The following is a 17,735-nucleotide window of genomic DNA, read 5'->3' as shown; positions in this document are numbered from 1 at the left end:
GACGTATATGCGGATCAATGAGCTCGTGTTTCGGGCAGGTGCGGATCGGAGTCGACGGTGACGGTCCTCCGGATCCGCGATGCCGCGGCGCTGCTCGGGGTCAGCGACGACACCGTCCGCCGCTGGATCGACCAGGGTGTGCTCGAGGCGAGCAGGGACGAATCCGGGCGCAAGGTCGTCGACGGCAAGGTCCTGGCCGAATTCGTGCGGCATCAGGCGGACGCCGCCCCGGATCTGCTCGGCGTCGGCAGTTCGGCCCGCAACCGGTTCGTCGGCATCGTCACCCGCGTCGTCGCGGACACGGTCATGGCCCAGGTCGAGATGCAGTGCGGCCCGCACCGCGTCGTCTCGCTCATGAGCACCGAAGCGGTGAACGAACTCGGCCTCGAACCGGGCAGCATCGGGGTGGCCGTCGTCAAGGCGACCACCGTCATCGTCGAAACCCCCGGAGGGATGTCGTGAGGCGCGCGAGAATCGTTGCCGCCCTGATCGGTACCGTGCTGACACTGGCTGCGTGCGGCACGAGTGACGACTCGGCGTCGGAGACGACCGCATCCACCCCGGAGAGCGCCGAGACGATCACGGTGTTCGCCGCGGCCTCGCTGAAGGCGACATTCACCCAACTCGGCACACAGTTCGAAAGCGCCCACCCGGGCAGCACCGTCGAATTCAACTTCGCGGGATCGTCCGACCTGGTCGCGCAGATCACCCAGGGCGCACCCGCCGACGTGTTCGCCTCCGCCGACACCGCGAACATGGACAAGGCGGCCGAAGTCGGTGTGGTCTCGGGGGACCCGGTGAACTTCGCGACCAACACCCTCACCATCGTCACCGAACCCGGAAACCCCCAGGGCATCACGTCGTTCGCGGATCTGACCCGCCCGGGCCTGAAGGTCGTCGTGTGTGCACCGCAGGTACCGTGCGGCACTGCGACGAGCAGGATCGAAACCCAGACAGGGGTCGACATCCAACCGGTCAGCGAGGAATCGTCGGTGACCGACGTGCTCGGCAAGGTGACCTCCGGTCAGGCCGACGCCGGACTCGTCTACGTCACCGACGCCACGAACGCGGGCGACAAGGTCACCGCGGTGCCGTTTCCGGAATCCGCCGACGCCGTGAACACCTACCCGATCGCGCTGCTCGAGGAATCGCAGAATCCGCAGCTGGCGTCGAAGTTCCTCGAGTTCGTCACCGGCGACGACGCGCGGACGGTCTTCGCGGAAGCCGGTTTCGGAGCGCCGTGACCTCGAGGCCGGAAAGCCGGGCGGGCCTGCCGGGGTGGATCTATCTGCCGGCGGCCGTCGGGGGCGTGTTCGTCATCCTGCCACTGGTGTCGATGGTGCTGACCGTCGACTGGTCGCGGTTCCCCGAACTCGTCACCTCCGAGGCGTCGCTACAGGCGCTGGCGCTCAGTCTGCGCACCGCGACCGCCAGCACCGTTCTGTGTGTGCTGTTCGGGGTTCCGATGGCAGCGGTCCTGGCGCGCAGCACGTTTCGGATCATCCCGGTCCTGCGGTCGCTGGTGTTGCTGCCGCTCGTGCTGCCGCCGGTGGTCGGCGGTATCGCCCTGCTCTACACGTTCGGCCGTCGTGGGCTGCTCGGCGAATACTTCGAGGCGTTCGGTCTCCGGATCGCGTTCTCCACCACCGCCGTCGTGCTCGCCCAGACGTTCGTCGCTCTCCCGTTCCTCGTAATGAGCCTCGAAGGTGCCCTGCGTACCGCGGGCCGTCGCTACGAGGCCGTCGCCGCGACCCTGGGTGCGCGACCCACCACCGTGTTCCGGCGCGTCACCCTGCCACTCGTGCTCCCGGGCCTCGTGTCCGGCGCGGTCCTCGCGTTCGCTCGCGCGCTCGGCGAGTTCGGTGCGACCATCACGTTCGCGGGCAGCCTGCAGGGTGTCACCCGCACCCTGCCGCTGGAGATCTACCTGCAGCGCGAGACCGATCCCGATGCGGCGGTGGCCCTCTCGCTGCTGCTCGTGCTCGTCGCGGTCGCGATCGTGGTCGCCGCGCGGGGACGACGCATCGCAGGTGCACTGTGAGCGCCCTGCACCTCGAGGCCCGGATCGCGGCGCGCAACGTCGGCCTGAGCGTCGACGTCGAATCCGGTTGTGTACTCGCGGTTCTCGGACCCAACGGTGCCGGGAAATCGACGCTGCTGAACCTGGTTGCCGGGTTGTTGCGCCCTGACACCGGGCGCATCACCCTCGGCGACCGCGTCCTCACCGACACCGAAGCCGGCGTCGACGTGCCGCCGCACCGCAGGTCCGTGGCCATGTTGGCGCAGGAACCGTTGCTGTTCCCCCATCTCACGGCGATCGCGAACGTGGCCTTCGCGCCGCGCAGCACCGGCACGCGCCGGCGGCGGGCCCACCGCGAGGCGATGCGCTGGCTCGGGGCCGTCGATGCCACGGAGTTCGCGGATCGCCGGCCGCGCGAGTTGTCGGGCGGTCAGGCCCAGCGCGTCGCGATCGCCCGTGCACTCGCTGCACAGCCGCACCTGCTGATGCTCGACGAACCGATGTCGGCGCTCGACGTCACCGCCGCTCCCGCGATCCGCTCGTTGTTGCGGCGCATCCTGCGCGACCAGGACCGCACCGCACTCGTGGTCACCCACGACCCGCTCGACGTGCTGGCGCTGGCCGACCGGGTCGCAGTGATCGACGATGGCCGCGTCGTCGAAACAGGTTCGGTGCGTGAGGTTCTCACCCGACCCCGGAGCGCGTTCGCGGCGCGCATCGCCGGTGTCAACCTGGTCGCGGGCACCGTCGCAGCCGACGGTCTCGACACCGAGTTCGGTCCCGTCCACGGCACCGTCGACGAGGGGTGCCGGCCCGGCGACCGCGCGGTCGCGGTGTTCTCACCCGTCGCGGTGGCGGTGTATGCCGAGGAACCGCACGGAAGTCCCCGCAACAGTTTCCGGGTCACCGTCGGTGATCTCGAGGCGCGCGGAGCCACGGTGCTGGTCCGTGCCGCCGGCACCGGTCTCGCCGCCGAGATCACCGCCGCCGCGGTCGCGGACCTGGCCCTCGAACCCGGTGCTCAGGTGTGGTTCGTCGTCAAAGCCACCGAGATCGGCATTCACCGCTCCGCGTGACGACGCTTCCCGTCACCCGCCGACGTGGGCGCGCATGAGGTAGACGTTGTAGCTGTCCCACTCCGACATCGTGAAGTACAGGTCGTCACCGCTCGACCACGGGTGGATGAATCCGCCGTAGGCCTTCGGGTAGTCGGAGGTGCGGACCAACACGGACGGGTCGGACCACTCCCCCTGCGCGACGGTGGCCTGGCGCAGCACGATGCTTCCCGCGACCGGGTCGAGGTAGCTCATCTGCCAGCGGTCGTGCTCGTCGTCGTAACGCACCGACAGTTCGGACGCGACGCCCGCGAACAGCGGCGTCGCGACATGTTCTGCAGCAGGCATCCATTCGCCGGCGACCCAGTACTGGTACGCGGTCGGGTTCAGGACCTCGGCGGTGGGAACCCGGGCGAGCCCGACGGTGCCGATGCGCCCGTTGGGGGTACCGAACATGTAGACGTGATCGCCCTGCGGCACCATCGTCGCGACCTGGAACCGGCCGACGCCGAAGAAGTTGTCCCACCGGGCGTGCTGGTCCTTCGTCCACGTCTGCCCGTGGTCGTCGGACCAGGCGATGCCGCCCAGGTTCGTGTACCACATGCCGGGGATCTTGCTCCACCGCCGCACGGACATGTAGCTGAGGTACTGCCGGTCACCGATGGCGAATCCCGACGTGGGGATGACGGTGGTCTCGTAGTTGTGCACGTGCCGCGAATCGAGGATCTCGGCGGCGTGGCAGGGGCTGTCCTGGACCATCGAATCGATGGTCATGCCGTCGGACAGGTCGGTGTCGGTGCTGAAGGCGAGGACGTTGCTGCGCCAGTCACCGCCCGCACCACCCGGGGGCTCCCATTCGTGGCCGAAGGTGTCGCCGAACGCGACGGCCACCTCACCGGGCGCCGATTCCCAGAAGATCCCGAGATCGGTGCCGTCGACCTGCCAGCGCGAGTCGGTGCGGTTCTCGGAGCCGTGACCGGTCAACTGCGACACCAGGGAAACCTCGCCCACTTCGGGTGCGTTCAGGCGTGCGACGGCCGCCCCGGGCTCGACCGGCGGGGCGACCGGATCCGGCGCCGGCTGCGGCGGCGGCGCCTCGCCACCGGGAACCGGGATGGGGATCGTCTCGGGCTGCGGATCGATCTCGATGCGCGGGAGGAAGGAGGACCCGCTGCTGGATCCGCTCGAGCCGCTGGAGCCGCTCGAGCCGCCGATCGGGCTGTCCGGTTCCGGCAGGGTCTCCGGGCACGGGTCCGCGCACGGATCCGCCGGCAGCGGTGCCTGCGGTACCCGCGTGGTGTCCGGGGCGGCCCCCGGCACCTCGACCTGCACGAACTCCGGGTACGGCACCGGCAGTTCCAGGACGCGCGGAATCTCGATCGGCGGCGCGCCGGATCCGGGCTTCTCGGCGGCCGGATCGAAACCGGTCTCCCCGCACGAGTTCACCGGAGCTGCGCCCTCGGCGCTCGCGGGCACCGCGAGAAGCGGCAGCGTCAGCGAGACGAGTGCCAGCGACGTGAGCACCGCGCGACGGGACATGGGCGCCTCCTGACGGAACTGCACTCGAGTGCTGAACCAGGAGAACCTAACAAATCGGACCCGTTCACATCCGGAGGCGGCGCACGGCGAGGACCCCGGCGAGTCCGGCCAGATAGATCCCGACACCCGCGACGGCGAGGGCGGGCGAGCGTCCGTCGGGTGCGACGAAGACGGCGGCCGCGGCGATCGCGGCGAGGAAGGCGATGTTGAACACGGTGTCCTGGAGCGCGAAGACCTGGCCGCGCCGGGCGTCGTCGATCTCGATCTGCATCGCGGCGTCACCCGAGAGCTTGACGACCTGCCCGGCGAGACCGAGGAGGAACGCGGCGACGAGCAGCGCCGTCTGGGTGAGGAGCGTGACGAACAGCAGTTGCACGATCGCGGCCGTCAGCAGTGCGCCGGTGATCGTGCGCGGCCGTCCCGCCCGGGGCAGGAGGATCGGGGTGACGATCGCGGCCACGAGCATGCCCGTCGCGGTCGCGGCGACCGCGACCCCGAACCCGGTGAGCCCTTCGGCCGCGGAGCCGTTCCCGCCCTCGCGCAACACCAGAACCATGATCAGGGTGTCGATGCCGAAAACGATGCGGTGGGTGCCGATTCCGATCATCGCGACGGTGACGCCGGGTGCCTGCCAGACTGCGACGGCGCCGGTGTGCAGTCCGTCGAGGACGGATCGCACGGCGCTGCGCGGCAGGATCTCGTCCGGACCGAGACCGTGCCGCGGGAAGCCGCCGGCGGCGACCGCCGCGATCACCGATCCGGACGCTCCCAGCGCGACCGCGATTCCCGATCCCGTGTCGCCCGCGCCGACGATCCCGATGGTGCTCACCGCGACCGCGGCACCCGCGGCCGACACCCCCGATCCGACGGTCGCGAGCACGGAATTGACCGGTACGAGCCAGGATTGGGCCACGGTGTGCGGTAGCGACGCGGATACCCCGGCGAGCACGAACCGGCTCACGCCGACGGCGGCGAGCGCCAGCAGGAGGAGAGCGGTCTCTCCCCCGCCGGTGAGCAGCACCGCGGCCGCGGAGAGGATGAATGCGCCGCGCAGCATGTTGGCCCACAGCAGCACGAGGCGCCGGTCCCAGCGGTCGAGCAGCGCACCGGCGAACGGTCCGACGACCGAGTACGGCAGCAGCAGAACCGCGAACCCGGCGGCGATGGCGGCCGGATCGGCGTGCCGTTCGGGGTTGAACAGGATCGCCCCGCCGAGCGCGGCCTGGAACAGTCCGTCACCGAACTGGCTCGCGAAGCGGACGGTGGTGAGCCGGGCGAGGTCCGGTGAGTGACGGAGAGCCGTCGCTGTGGATCGCCATGCCTGCCGCTTCGACTCCTGCACGACCCGACACTATCCCCCGCCGGAGAGGCGGTGGGAACGTCAGGCCGCCGCCCGGTGCTCGCGCCACCACCGCACGGTTTCGGCGGCGGCCACCGGCAGCGGTGTGGCCGTCACGCCGAGTGCCTCCTCGCTGCGGTTCGAGTCCATGACGAACGGATCGGTGAACTGGTAGAGCATCTCCGCGAGCTCGCGTGCGTCGCGGTTGACCAGGGCGCCGCCGCGCAGCACCCACGCGGGGATGGTGCCGACCTTCGGTACCGGCACGCCCGCGGCGGTCGCGAACGCGGCAACCATTTCGCGCTGCGTGACGGCCGGTGCGGTGGGTGCGTGCACCACGGTGTTCCACACGGCGGGGGTGTCGGCGGCGGCGATCATCGCGGCGGCCAGGTCCGGCACGTAGGTGAACGAGTGCGGGACGTCGGCCGAGCCGAGCACCCGAGGGGTGCGTCCCGCGAGGATTGTGGGGACCATGCGTTCGCCGGCATGGGCGTTCAGGGCGCGCGGGCCGAAGTAGTCGGACGCGACGACGCTGACCGTGGGGGTGCTGTGCGCGGCGCGTGCGGCGAGCAGACGGGTACGAACGCCGCGCTTGCCGGTCGTGGCGTTGCGCGGGGAGTCCTCGCGCATGACCCGGCCGGGCTCGCTGTAGGAGTAGAGGCTCTCCGGGAAGACCACGACGGCCCCGGCCTTCCCTGCCGCGTCGAGGACGGTGCGTTCGGCGGCCGGGAGTTCGCGTTCCCACGCCTCGGCGCTGTAGGCGGAGCCGTGGATGCACATGTGGACGGCGGTGACGGTGTCGTCGCCGAACGCGGCGGCGAGCGCGTCCGGATCGGAGACGTCGGTGCGGACGCGTTCGACGAGCGGATGGTCCGGTCCGCTGCCGGAGCGGGTGAGGACGCGGACGCGCCGGCCGCTGTCGGCGAGTTGCCGGGCCACGGTCCAGCCGATGGGTCCGGCGCCGCACACGACCTGGAGATTCGACATGGTGTTCTCCTCTGCATCGAAATGTGAGCACTGCTCTCGTTTGCATCGAGCATGCGCTTCCGAACGGGCACTGTCAAGAGCAGTGCTCACTTTTGTTGACAGTGCTCACGGATGAGGGCAGGCTCGACGGCATGGCAGCAACGACTCCCCGCGCCCGGGCCCGGGCGCAGACGATGGCCGACATCCTGCGCATCGGACGCGAACACCTCGCCGTGCACGGCGCCGCCGCGCTGTCGCTGCGTGCCGTCGCACGCGACCTCGGCGTGGTGTCGTCCGCCGTCTACCGCTACGTCGCCAACCGCGACGAACTGCTCACCCTGCTCGTCGTGGACGCCTACGAGGAACTCGGCAACGCCGTCGACAACGCCGTCGTGGTCGTCGACCCGCACGACGCGCCCGAACGCTTCCGCGCCCTCGCCCGCGCGGTCCGCCGGTGGGCGCTGCGCGAGCCCGCCCGCTACGCCCTGCTGTTCGGCAGTCCCGTGCCCGGTTACCGCGCGCCGGCCGAGCGCACCACCGAACCCGGCACCCGCGTCGTGACCCGGCTCGTCGAGATTCTCACCAGCGCCTACGCGGACGGCACGCTGCGACTGCCCGAGCCGGACGGGATTCCCGGCAGCCTGCACGCCGACCTCGACCGGATCCGCAGCGAAACGGGCACCGATCTCCCCGACGCGGCCCTGGCCCGCGGCATTCTGCTGTGGTCCTCGCTGTTCGGGGCGGTGAGTTTCGAGGTGTTCGGGCAATACGGCGAGAACACCTTCGCCGCCCCCGACGACCTCTTCGAGCACCATCTCACGGTCCTCGCCGAGACGGTCGGTCTCACGGCCGCACCGCCAAAATCGTGAGCGGGGCTTACGGGCGTCCGGGTGGCGACAGTGGGATGATGTCCGAGTGGCGCAACACCAGGACGAACCCGAGGACCGAACGGCAGCAACAACGCCGAACGTGCGGGCCGGGAGCCTGCTGGTGTCGGCCACCGACCTCGTCGAACCCACCTTCCGCCGCACCGTCGTCTACATCATCGAACACAACGAATCGGGCAGTTTCGGTGTCGTACTCAACCGCCTGAGCGACACCGCCGTCGGGGCGGTCCTGCCCCAGTGGGTACCGGTCTCCGCCGAACCGAAGGCCCTGTTCGTCGGCGGCCCGGTCCGGCGCGACTCCGCGCTGTGCCTCGGCACCCTCCGAATCGGCACCTCCGCCGACGGAATCCCCGGAGTGCGCCGCGTCGACGGACGTGTCGTCATGATCGATCTCGACACCGACCCGCAGGTCGTCGGACCCGTCGTCGAAGGCGTCCGGATCTTCGCGGGCTATGCCGGCTGGAGCGCCGGCCAGCTCGAGGGGGAATTGAGGAACCGCGACTGGATGGTCCTGTCGGCACTGCCGCAGGACCTTCTCGCCCCGGCCCGCCTGGACCTGTGGGCCCGCGTCCTGCGCCGCCAGCCTCTGCCGCTCGCCCTGCTCGCGACGCACCCCATCGAGGTCGAACGCAACTAGGTGGGCCTTCGGCCCCGGTGTGCCTTTGTGGCGGTCCCAGCCGCCACAAAGGCACACCGCTCAGTGAGCGAAATGCTTTTCCGTCGAATGCTTTCCGATTCCGCTCTTACGCAGCTCGTCGCACACCTCGACGAGGTCCGTGTGCAGCATCCGGGCCAGATCGGCGCTGAATCCCTCACGGACGACGATCCGCAGCACCGCGACGTCCTCGGCGTCCGCGGGCATCGTGTATGCCGGCACCTGCCATCCGCGGGCACGCAGTTCGTGTGAGATGTCGAAGACCGTGAAGCCCGGATCGTCGGTCAGTTCGAAGGAGATGACCGGGATGGCGCTGCCGTCCGTGATGACGTTCATGCCCTCGATCTCGGAGATCCCCCGCGCCAACCGGACCGCCGTCGTGCGGAGCGTTTCCATGATCCGCTGGTAGCCGGAGCGGCCGAGGCGCAGGAAGTTGTAGTACTGGCCGACGATCTGGTTGCCGGGGCGTGAGAAGTTCAGGGTGAACGTCGGCATGTCGCCGCCGAGATAGTTGACCCGGAACACCAGGTCCTCGGGCAGCGCGTCCTGGTCGCGCCACACCACGAATCCGATTCCCGGATAGGTCAGGCCGTACTTGTGGCCGCTGACGTTGATCGACGCCACGCGCGGTACCCGGAAGTCCCATTCGAGTTCCGGACGCAGGAAGGGCACCACGAATCCGCCGCTCGCGGCGTCGACGTGCAGCGGCACGTCCGGCCCACCCGACGCGGCGACCTCGTCGAGAACCGCGGAGATCTCCGATACCGGTTCCAGCTCACCGGTGTACGTGGTGCCGAGGATCGCGACGACGCCGATCGTGTTCTCGTCCACGGCTTCTCGCACCTGATCCGGCGTGATCGAGTAGCGCCCGGGTTCCATCGGAAGGTACTTGGGTATCACGTCGAAGTAGCGGCAGAACTTCTCCCACACCACCTGAACATTGCTTCCCAGAACAAGATTCGGACGGGAGGTATCGCCGCCGGCCGCTTCGTGACGTTGCCGCCACCGCCACTTGAGGGCGAGCCCGGCGAGCATCACCGCCTCACTCGAGCCGATAGTCGACACACCCGTCGCCGACGCCGGATCGAACTCCGTGAGTCCCGGCGCGTTGAACAGGTCCGCGACCATTGCGACACAGCGTTCCTCGATCGCCGCGGTCGACGGATACTCGTCCTTGTCGATGAGGTTCTTGTCGAAGGTCTCCGCCATGAGACGGCCCGCCTCCGGCTCCATCCATGTGGTGACGAAGGTCGCGAGATTGAGCCGGGAACTGCCGTCGAGCATCAGCTCGTCGTGGATGAACCGGTACACCGCGTCCGGTTCCATCGATCCCTGAGGCAGTTTCGACGCGGGCACCGGGTCGGTGTCGAGGCGGGTCGTGTAGGCGGGAGCGAGTATCCCGTCGGGGTGTGATCGTCTCCGATGACTCACTGGAACCTCCGGGCATCCGGTCGATTGTGCTCCATGGAAATTCGCATTCCATTGAACCGGACCGGTCCGTACGATGTCCCCGTTTCCCGTAGCTCGGCCGGTTCGGGATTCCGGCGCGGAGTTCAGCGGACGCGAGCGTCGGCGAGGCTGTTGAGCGCCCCGGCCATCTCCTGCGCCCGCTCCGTGGTCACGGTGAACTCGTGACCGCCCGCGGTGGTGAACACCAGCGCCGGGCCCGTGTTGGTGACCAGTCCGTACCGGCCGCGGCCCTTGGCGCGCAGCCCCCAGCCGCCCCAGTCCTCGAACGGCCGGGTCTCGGTGACCTTCGCACCGATCATCTCGTCGAGGCCGTATTCGACCGCCGTCATGCCGAGGTTGCGCACGCGCACGCCGGCCTCGTCGACGGTCACCCGGAACCGCAGCAGGCTCAGCACCAGCACCCCGACCGGCAGGAAGATTGCGAGCGGCCACCAGGAGCCGGCGGACCAGCACACGAGCACGGCCGGGCCCAGCACCACGAGTGCCAGCACGGCCGTGGTGCGGGTGCCGGTCCCGACCTGGTCGACGATCGGCAACTCGACGCGACCGCGAGGGAGCTTCGCGTCAGGGGCAGCGGTCGCCGGGACCCGCTCCCGGTAGTCCCGGAGCAGCGCGGCACCGACGAGCCCGACCGCGACACCGAGCAGAACGCCGAGGCCGATCGACCACATCGGCAGCTGCGCCTGCGCCGCGTCGGAAAGGTCCAGCTGCGCCGCCAGCATGGTCACGTGGATGGTCACCAGCAGTCCGGTGACGCCCAGCCCGACGACGAGCATGTACCGCCGCATCATCAGCATGGCCTGCGCGAGCGCCGCGATCGCGCTGCAACCGCCACCGACCAGCACGATGACCAGGGCGATCGTCCACGCGTTCGACATCGGCGAGGAGAACCCGTCCGGGTCCGGACCGGACCAGTGCGTCGCGATCGCGGCGGGCAGGCGAGGTTCCCACGCAGCGGTGACCAGCACCGCGGCCACGGCGGCGGCGATCGGAAGGGCGATGCCGAACAGTGCACCGGCGGGATCGATGATGCGGCGGGTCGTCACCGGCCCAGAGTAGGGACTGCGGGACGATCCGCGAGAGTGCCCGAGACGTGTGTCGTCAGGCGCCGACCGTCGTCAGGCGGTGGGCTCGCACGCGCCGCGCAGGCTGCACGCGCCGCACGAGGTGCCGCAGCCCTCGGTCTCCTCGGGCTTGGTGGCAGCGGCCACCCGCGCCGCGATGGATCCGCCGGCCCCGGCCGTGGCGAACGCCGCCACGATCGTGACGACGACGGCGACGACACCGGCGACGGTCGGCAGCGTCAGCGCGGCGACACCACCGGCGACGAGCAGCACGGCGGAACCGAGGATGCTGGGGGCCGCGACCTTGTTGGCCAGGGCGAACGTCTCGTCGTCGCGCAGCGTGTCCGCGGTGCGGACACCTGCCCAACGGTTGCGTCCGAGCCGTCCGGTGAGCCCGGCGACGGCGACGACACCGACAGCGAGGGCGAGTACGAACAGCACGATGGCGACGATCAACACGGCGACCAGGATACCGCCGGACGCAGCCGCCGGTCCGGTCGGGTTCGGCCACGTTCTACCCTGGTCGGAGGTAACAGACGCCAGCCAAGTAGATAGCGACCGCCGTGACTCGTCCTGATCAGACTTCCACTCCGTCGTCCGACGCCACCCCGCAGCATCGGTACACCGCCGAGCTTGCCGGGCGGATCGAGCAGCGCTGGCAGGAGCTGTGGCGCGAACGCGGCACGTTCGAAGCGCCGAACCCGGTCGGCCCCCTGGCCGGCGACGTGCCCGCCGACAAGCTGTTCGTGCAGGACATGTTCCCGTACCCGTCCGGTTCGGGCCTGCACGTCGGGCATCCGCTCGGTTACATCGCCACCGACGTCTATGCGCGCTACCACCGCATGCTGGGCCACAACGTCCTGCACACGCTCGGTTACGACTCGTTCGGTCTGCCGGCCGAGCAGTACGCCGTGCAGACCGGCACGCATCCGCGCACCACGACCGAGGCGAACATCGCGAACATGAAGCGGCAGCTGCGCCGTCTCGGCCTCGGCCACGACGAGCGTCGTGCCGTCGCGACCACCGACGTGGACTTCTACCACTGGACGCAGTGGATCTTCCTGACCATCTACAACGCGTGGTACGACACGGAGGCCGGAAAGGCCCGCCGCATCTCGGAACTCGAGTCCGAACTCGAGTCCGGTGCCCGCACCCTCGACGACGGCCGCGACTGGGCCGCGCTGTCGGACGCCGAGAAGCAGGACGCGCTCGACGCCTACCGCCTGGTGTACCGCTCGGATTCGCTGGTCAACTGGTGCCCCGGCCTGGGCACCGTACTCGCGAACGAGGAGGTCACCGCCGAGGGCCGCTCCGAGCGCGGCAACTTCCCCGTGTTCCGGAAGAACCTGCGGCAGTGGATGATGCGCATCACCGCGTACTCCGACCGTCTCATCGACGATCTCGAGTTCCTGGACTGGCCGGACAAGGTCAAGACGATGCAGCGCAACTGGATCGGCCGCAGCCACGGCGCCCAGGTGAAGTTCGCCGTCGACGGCCACGAGGACGCCGAGATCGAGGTCTTCACGACCCGCCCCGACACCCTGTTCGGCGCCAGCTACGTCACGCTCGCGCCCGAGCATGCCCTGGTCGACGAGATCGTCGGCGGCGCGTGGCCCGAGGGCGTCGACGAGCGCTGGACCGGTGGCGCCGCCACCCCGGCCGAGGCCGTCGCCGGCTACCGCGCCTCGATCGCCGCCAAGTCCGATCTGGAGCGGCAGGAGAGCAAGGAGAAGACGGGCGTCTTCCTCGGCGCGTACGCCGTGAACCCGGTCAACGGCGAGAAGCTGCCGGTGTTCATCGCGGACTATGTGCTCACCGGCTACGGCACCGGCGCGATCATGGCCGTGCCCGGACACGACCAGCGCGACTGGGAGTTCGCGACCGCGTTCGGCCTGCCGATCCGCGAGGTCATCTCCGGCGGCGACATCACCGCCGAGGCGTACACCGGCGACGGTGTGCTGGTGAACTCCGACTACCTCGACGGTCTCGCCGTCGCGGACGCGAAGAAGACGATCGTCGCGAAGCTCGAGGAATCGGGTGCCGGCACCGGCACCATCCAGTACAAGCTGCGCGACTGGCTGTTCGCGCGTCAGCGCTACTGGGGCGAGCCCTTCCCGATCGTGTACTCCGCCGACGGACGCCCGCACCCGCTGCCGGAATCGATGCTGCCCGTTGAGCTTCCGGATGTGAAGGACTACGCGCCGGTGTCGTTCGACCCGGACGACGCCGACTCGGAGCCGTCGCCGCCGCTCGCGAAGGCGACCGAGTGGGTCGAGGTGGACCTCGATCTCGGCGACGGCCTGCAGCGCTACACCCGCGACACGAACGTCATGCCGCAGTGGGCGGGCAGCTCGTGGTACCAGCTGCGCTACATCGACCCGACGAACCCGGACGAGTTCTGCGCCAAGGAGAACGAGGCGTACTGGACCGGTCCGCGGCCGGAGATTCACGGCCCGAACGACCCGGGCGGTGTGGATCTGTACGTCGGCGGTGTCGAGCACGCCGTGCTGCACCTGCTGTACGCGCGGTTCTGGCACAAGGTGCTGTTCGACCTCGGCTACGTCACGTCCTCGGAGCCGTATCGCCGCCTGTTCAACCAGGGCTACATCCAGGCGTACGCCTACACCGACTCGCGCGGCGTCTACGTTCCCGCCGACGAGGTCGACGAGCGCGACGGCGAGTACTTCCACAACGGCGAGCGGGTCAACCGCGAGTACGGGAAGATGGGCAAGTCCCTGAAGAATTCCGTTGCGCCGGACGAGATCTGCGACGACTACGGTGCCGACACGCTGCGCGTGTACGAGATGTCGATGGGTCCGCTCGACCAGTCCCGCCCGTGGGCGACCAAGGACGTCGTCGGTGCCCACCGCTTCCTGCAGCGCGTGTGGCGCGCCGCGATCGACGAGGAGACCGGCGCGGTGCGCGTCACCGCCGTCGAGCCGGCCGAGGACACGCTGCGTGCGCTGAACCGCACCATCGCGGGTGTGTCCGACGACTACGCGAACCTCCGGGACAACACCGCGATCGCGAAGCTCATCGAGTACACCAACCACCTCACCAAGACGTACCCGGACGGCGCGCCGCGGACCGCGGTCGAGCCGCTCGTGTCGATGCTCGCGCCGGTGGCGCCGCACCTCGCGGAGGAACTGTGGTCGCGGCTCGGGCACACCGAGTCGCTCGCGCACGGTCCGTTCCCCGTCGCCGACGAGAAGTGGCTCGTCGAGGACAGCGTCGAGTACCCGATCCAGGTCAACGGCAAGGTGCGCAGCCGCATCACGGTGCCCGCCGATGCGAAGCCCGACGCGATCGAGGCGGCGGCGCTGGCGGACGAGAAGATCGTCGAGCTGCTCGCCGGTGCCGCGCCCCGCAAGGTGATCGTGGTGCCCGGCAAGATGATCAACGTGGTGCGCTGACCCACCGATTCCGGGTGACAGCGTTCTGCCGGATCAGTTCCGTTCCGGCAGAACGCTGTTCACGAAGTCGAGCACGTCCCCGAGGACCTCGTCGCGGTTGGTCTCGTTGAAGATCTCGTGGCGCGCACCGGTGTACGTGCCGGACCGTGCCTGCGCACCGGAGTACGTCCCCCAGCCCTGCACGGTGCCCTCGATCGGAACCAGGCCGTCGTCGGAGCCGTGCAGCCACAGCACCGGAACCGAATCAACGGGACCGGCCGCGGAGATGGTGTCGAGGCAGTTCTTCAGTGCCTGCACCGTGGGCCGTTTGAACGGGCCGTGCCACACGAGGGGGTCGGCGACGTAGGCGCGGCCCACCGCCGGGTCGCGGGAGAGCGTGTCCGGGTCGATGGGCGTGTCGGGAATCTCGTCGGCGGCGAGCAGGGCGTCGACCGCGGCCCAGGTGCCGAGCACCGGCGCGGACAGGACGACCGCGGCGAGGCTGTCGCCGTATCGCTGGGCGTAGCGCGCGGCGATCATCCCGCCCATCGAATGCCCGACGAGCACGACGGGCAGGCCGGGATTCTCGCGCCGCGCGGTCAGATCGAGCAGGTGGAAGTCGTCGACGACCTTCTCGAAGTCCTCGACGAGGACCCGCTCGCCGTCGCTGAGTCCGTGCCCGACGTGGTCGATCGCGTAGACCGTGGCGCCGTCGGCGGCGAACCGGGTCGCGACGTACTCGTACCGTCCGGAGTGCTCGCCGTAGCCGTGGCACAGCAACACGACATAGCGCGGGTTCTCGGCCGGCCAGCGGCGTCCGGCCAGGGTTCCGCCGTGACCGTCGAGGGTGAACGCGGCCGTCTCGCTCATGAAGACTCCTCTCGGCGCACCTGCAGCGTCATCCAGTTCGTGTCAGCCAAGCATCCCGCGCGCCGGGGCGGAGCCGATTCGCTGCGGGACCTGGTCTGCGGGCTCCGGTGACACTAGTCTCCTGATCTAGAACATGTTCTATTCGAGGAGGCTTTCATGGCACCGACCACCGACGCGATCCGCGAGACCGTCGAGAACTACATCCGCTCGGTCGCGAAGGGCACGACCGACGATGTCCTGGCCCTGTACGCGCCGGGCGCGACCGTCGAGGACCCGGTCGGCACCGAACCGCGCACCACCGAGGAGGCGCTGCGCGAGTTCTACGGCGTCATCGAGCCGCTCGCGCAGACCGGTGAACTGCTCACCCTCAAGATCGCCGCGAACAACGCCGCGTTCCTGTTCCGCCTCACCACGCACCTCGGCGAGCAGGACCTCGTGATGGAGGTCGTGGACGTCATGACCTTCGACGACGACGCGAAGATCACCTCGATGAAGGCGTACTGGAACCAGGACGACATGGTCACGGTGCCCGCGTCCTGATGCGCAACGTCGTCGTCGAGGTCGATGGTTTCACGTGGAACATTGCCGAAGCCGGTGACGCCGGTCGGCCCGCCGTCGTGCTGTGCCACGGATTCCCCGGTCTCGGATACAGCTATCGGCACCAGGTGAGCGCACTCGCCGCCGCCGGTTACCGGGCCATCGCGCCGGACATGCCCGGCTACGGCGGAACCGACCGGCCGACCTCGATCGACGAGTTCACCAACGCCGTGGTCGCGGATCGTCTCGTCGGCCTACTCGACGCACTCGGCATCGAACGGGCCGTTCTGGTCGGGCACGACTTCGGGGCACCCGCGACGTGGACCGCCGCGCTCCGCCACCGCAGCCGCGTCGCCGGGCTGGTCCTGCTCGCCGTGCCGTACGCGCCGGACCCGCTGCCCGCGCGGCCCACCGAGCTGTACGCGGCGATGGCCCGCCGGCACTTCCTGCACCTGCACTACTTCCAGGACCCGGGGGTCGCGGAACACGAACTCGACGCGCGGCCCCGCGAGTTCCTGCAGCGGCTGTTCCACGCGCTGTCCGGCCGATACCGGTACCTGGACATCTGGCAGCACCCGTCGGACGGAAACGGCTACCTCGACGTGCTGCCCGAGGCGCCGGACCTGCCCTGGGACTGGCTGAGCGAGGACGAACTCGACCACTACGCGAGGGTGTTCGCGAGAACCGGATTCGGAGGCGGCCTGTCCTGGTATCGCGCCTACGACGCCAACTGGGAGGCGGTGGCGGGAAGTGAACCGGCTCTGCTCGAGGTGCCGACGTTGTTCGTCGCCGGCGCGAACGACCCCGTCATCACCATGTCCGGACCGCACGCGCTGGAGCGGATGCGGCAGACGGTGCCGGACCTCAGGGGCGTTCACCTGCTCGACGGCGCCGGTCACTTCGTGCAGATGGAACGCGCGCGCCGGGTCGACGAACTGCTCGTGGACTTCGTGGCGGAGGTGTTCTCCACACAGGACATATCGCCCGACACCCCGTTCCGGTGAATCCGCAAATCCACCGATCGCATTTGTAACCCGTCCTAGGATGTGCGGGTGGCCACCGATGCCGCTGCGCGCGGATTCGGATTGGTGCTCGTTCTGATCGCGCTCGTGGTGAGTGGATGTTCGTCGGGTGGTTCCGAGCGAACCGAACCGGTGCGACTCGAGATCGCGACCGCACAGGACCAGTACCCCTGGACCGGACTGCTGCTGCCGGCCCAGGTCCCGGTCGTGGTGCCGGAACCCGACGACGAGGATGTCGAGGGCACCGGCGATCCGGTGGCCGTGACCGACGACCGCACCGCCGCGGTCGCCGGGGACCGCCCCGCGCTCTACGGCGGCAGCCTCGAGCGCGAACTGTGCGACCGGCAGGAACTCGTCGACAGCCTCGAGCAGGATCCCGCGAAGATCGAGGCGTGGCTCGGCGTCCTGAAGGTCACCGACGCCCGCGAATACGTCCGCAAGCTGACACCGGTGCTGCTGCGGGCCGACACCCGCGTCACCGTGCACGAGTACCGCAGCGGCACCGTCGTCCCCGTGCAGTCGGTACTCGAGGCGGGCACGGTCGTGCTCGTCGACGATCGCGGCACCCCGAAAGTGCGGTGTGCACGCGGCACACCGTTGACGGCCCCCGTGCTGACACCGGCCCCGGAACTGACGGGCGACGGCTGGGAGGGACTGGATCCGAAGCGATTGTTCGTCGTGCAGCCCGCCGCGACCTCGGTGCCGCAGCTGACGGTCGTCGACATCTCGACCGGCGACCTGCTGCCGGTGCCGATCGGAGCGGGACCGCGGCAGCCGGCACCCGCGCCGCCGGCGGAGTCCGCGGTCGCGAGCCCCACGCCGCGCACGGAAGCCGAAACCCGGACACCCGGGGCCGCCGCTCCGGTGCCGCGCCCGCAGTCCCAGGCACCGGCGCCGCCACCGCCTCTGTCTCTTATAC

At 69.6% G+C, this 17,735-nt stretch carries 17 protein-coding genes; 10 read left to right on the top strand and 7 right to left on the bottom strand.

The annotated features are described in order from the left end of the window. Window positions 1-57: 57 nt before the first annotated feature. The 4 genes from M1M07_RS13520 to M1M07_RS13505 are packed head-to-tail and all read left to right on the top strand — an operon-like array spanning window position 58 to window position 3,096. The gene (locus tag M1M07_RS13520; protein WP_248674534.1) at window positions 58-462 is read left to right on the top strand and encodes a TOBE domain-containing protein; all 405 of its coding nucleotides are present in this window, start codon (window positions 58-60) and stop codon (window positions 460-462) included. A gap of 44 nt (window positions 463-506) precedes the next feature. Further along, on the top strand, window positions 507-1,244 hold the full coding sequence (modA, locus tag M1M07_RS13515; protein WP_248674578.1) for a molybdate ABC transporter substrate-binding protein: 738 nt from the start codon (window positions 507-509) through the stop codon (window positions 1,242-1,244). Next, a complete protein-coding gene (locus M1M07_RS13510; protein WP_197256260.1) occupies window positions 1,241-2,041 on the top strand; it encodes an ABC transporter permease in 801 nt (266 codons plus the stop codon). Before modA ends, M1M07_RS13510 begins: the two co-directional genes overlap by 4 nt. Further along, complete coding sequence (locus tag M1M07_RS13505) at window positions 2,038-3,096, top strand: ABC transporter ATP-binding protein (RefSeq protein ID WP_248674532.1); 1,059 nt, start codon at window positions 2,038-2,040, stop codon at window positions 3,094-3,096. The genes M1M07_RS13510 and M1M07_RS13505 overlap by 4 nt, the downstream gene beginning before the upstream one ends. A 12-nt stretch (window positions 3,097-3,108) precedes the next feature. Here the strand turns inward: M1M07_RS13505 and M1M07_RS13500 are convergent, their stop codons facing one another. The 3 genes from M1M07_RS13500 to M1M07_RS13490 all read right to left on the bottom strand — a co-directional run bounded on the left by M1M07_RS13500 (window position 3,109) and on the right by M1M07_RS13490 (window position 6,940). After that, on the bottom strand, window positions 3,109-4,614 hold the full coding sequence (locus M1M07_RS13500) for a DUF4185 domain-containing protein (protein WP_248674531.1): 1,506 nt from the start codon (window positions 4,612-4,614) through the stop codon (window positions 3,109-3,111). Window positions 4,615-4,678: 64 nt separating this feature from the next. Further along, window positions 4,679-5,956 (bottom strand): MFS transporter, encoded by a 1,278-nt coding sequence (locus tag M1M07_RS13495; RefSeq protein WP_248674530.1) that lies wholly within the window; start codon window positions 5,954-5,956, stop codon window positions 4,679-4,681. A gap of 39 nt (window positions 5,957-5,995) precedes the next feature. Further along, on the bottom strand, window positions 5,996-6,940 hold the full coding sequence (locus tag M1M07_RS13490) for an NAD-dependent epimerase/dehydratase family protein (RefSeq protein WP_248674528.1): 945 nt from the start codon (window positions 6,938-6,940) through the stop codon (window positions 5,996-5,998). A 131-nt stretch (window positions 6,941-7,071) separates the two neighbouring features. Between M1M07_RS13490 and M1M07_RS13485 the strand changes: the two genes are divergently transcribed. Both M1M07_RS13485 and M1M07_RS13480 read left to right on the top strand, forming a co-directional pair. Then, entirely contained in the window at window positions 7,072-7,788 is a 717-nt protein-coding gene (locus M1M07_RS13485; RefSeq protein ID WP_197251834.1) for a TetR/AcrR family transcriptional regulator, read from the top strand. A 46-nt stretch (window positions 7,789-7,834) separates the two neighbouring features. Continuing rightward, window positions 7,835-8,443, top strand: a complete 609-nt coding sequence (locus tag M1M07_RS13480; RefSeq protein WP_248674526.1) for a YqgE/AlgH family protein — start codon at window positions 7,835-7,837, stop codon at window positions 8,441-8,443. Window positions 8,444-8,503: 60 nt separating this feature from the next. Here M1M07_RS13480 and M1M07_RS13475 read toward each other — a convergent pair whose 3' ends face one another. From M1M07_RS13475 to M1M07_RS13465, 3 genes are all read right to left on the bottom strand, one after another. After that, on the bottom strand, window positions 8,504-9,892 hold the full coding sequence (locus M1M07_RS13475; RefSeq protein ID WP_197251833.1) for a glutamate decarboxylase: 1,389 nt from the start codon (window positions 9,890-9,892) through the stop codon (window positions 8,504-8,506). A 122-nt stretch (window positions 9,893-10,014) separates the two neighbouring features. Next, on the bottom strand, window positions 10,015-10,977 hold the full coding sequence (locus tag M1M07_RS13470; protein ID WP_248674524.1) for a DUF1648 domain-containing protein: 963 nt from the start codon (window positions 10,975-10,977) through the stop codon (window positions 10,015-10,017). Between the two features lie 72 nt (window positions 10,978-11,049). Further along, a complete protein-coding gene (locus M1M07_RS13465; RefSeq protein WP_248674522.1) occupies window positions 11,050-11,454 on the bottom strand; it encodes an SdpI family protein in 405 nt (134 codons plus the stop codon). A 104-nt stretch (window positions 11,455-11,558) separates the two neighbouring features. On the opposite strand from M1M07_RS13465, the gene leuS reads away from it, so the two are divergent. Further along, entirely contained in the window at window positions 11,559-14,408 is a 2,850-nt protein-coding gene (gene leuS, locus M1M07_RS13460) for a leucine--tRNA ligase (RefSeq protein ID WP_248674520.1), read from the top strand. 33 nt (window positions 14,409-14,441) lie between these two features. On the opposite strand, the gene M1M07_RS13455 is transcribed toward leuS, so the two are convergent. Next, entirely contained in the window at window positions 14,442-15,257 is an 816-nt protein-coding gene (locus M1M07_RS13455) for an alpha/beta hydrolase (RefSeq protein ID WP_197251829.1), read from the bottom strand. A gap of 156 nt (window positions 15,258-15,413) precedes the next feature. On the opposite strand from M1M07_RS13455, the gene M1M07_RS13450 reads away from it, so the two are divergent. From M1M07_RS13450 to M1M07_RS13440, 3 genes are all read left to right on the top strand, one after another. Next, window positions 15,414-15,797, top strand: a complete 384-nt coding sequence (locus tag M1M07_RS13450; RefSeq protein WP_197251828.1) for a nuclear transport factor 2 family protein — start codon at window positions 15,414-15,416, stop codon at window positions 15,795-15,797. Then, window positions 15,797-16,798: an alpha/beta fold hydrolase gene (locus M1M07_RS13445; RefSeq protein ID WP_248674518.1), complete on the top strand. Its 1,002-nt coding sequence runs from the start codon at window positions 15,797-15,799 to the stop codon at window positions 16,796-16,798. The genes M1M07_RS13450 and M1M07_RS13445 overlap by 1 nt, the downstream gene beginning before the upstream one ends. A gap of 48 nt (window positions 16,799-16,846) precedes the next feature. Further along, a partial coding sequence (locus tag M1M07_RS13440; protein ID WP_248674517.1) for a DUF6777 domain-containing protein occupies window positions 16,847-17,735 on the top strand: 889 nt, incomplete at its 3' end.

The organism is Rhodococcus sp. HM1 (assembly GCF_023218075.1).
Lineage (GTDB): Bacteria > Actinomycetota > Actinomycetes > Mycobacteriales > Mycobacteriaceae > Rhodococcus.
Note: the sequence above shows the minus strand (reverse complement) of the source record. Positions and strands in the feature narration are given on the sequence as shown.

Coding starts and splice junctions, on each gene's coding strand:
- M1M07_RS13500 (WP_248674531.1), bottom strand. CDS start 4,614: ATGTCCCGTCGCGCGGTGCTCACGTCGCTGGCACTCGTCTCGCTGACG.
- M1M07_RS13490 (WP_248674528.1), bottom strand. CDS start 6,940: ATGTCGAATCTCCAGGTCGTGTGCGGCGCCGGACCCATCGGCTGGACC.
- M1M07_RS13485 (WP_197251834.1), top strand. CDS start 7,072: ATGGCAGCAACGACTCCCCGCGCCCGGGCCCGGGCGCAGACGATGGCC.
- M1M07_RS13455 (WP_197251829.1), bottom strand. CDS start 15,257: ATGAGCGAGACGGCCGCGTTCACCCTCGACGGTCACGGCGGAACCCTG.
- M1M07_RS13450 (WP_197251828.1), top strand. CDS start 15,414: ATGGCACCGACCACCGACGCGATCCGCGAGACCGTCGAGAACTACATC.
- M1M07_RS13445 (WP_248674518.1), top strand. CDS start 15,797: ATGCGCAACGTCGTCGTCGAGGTCGATGGTTTCACGTGGAACATTGCC.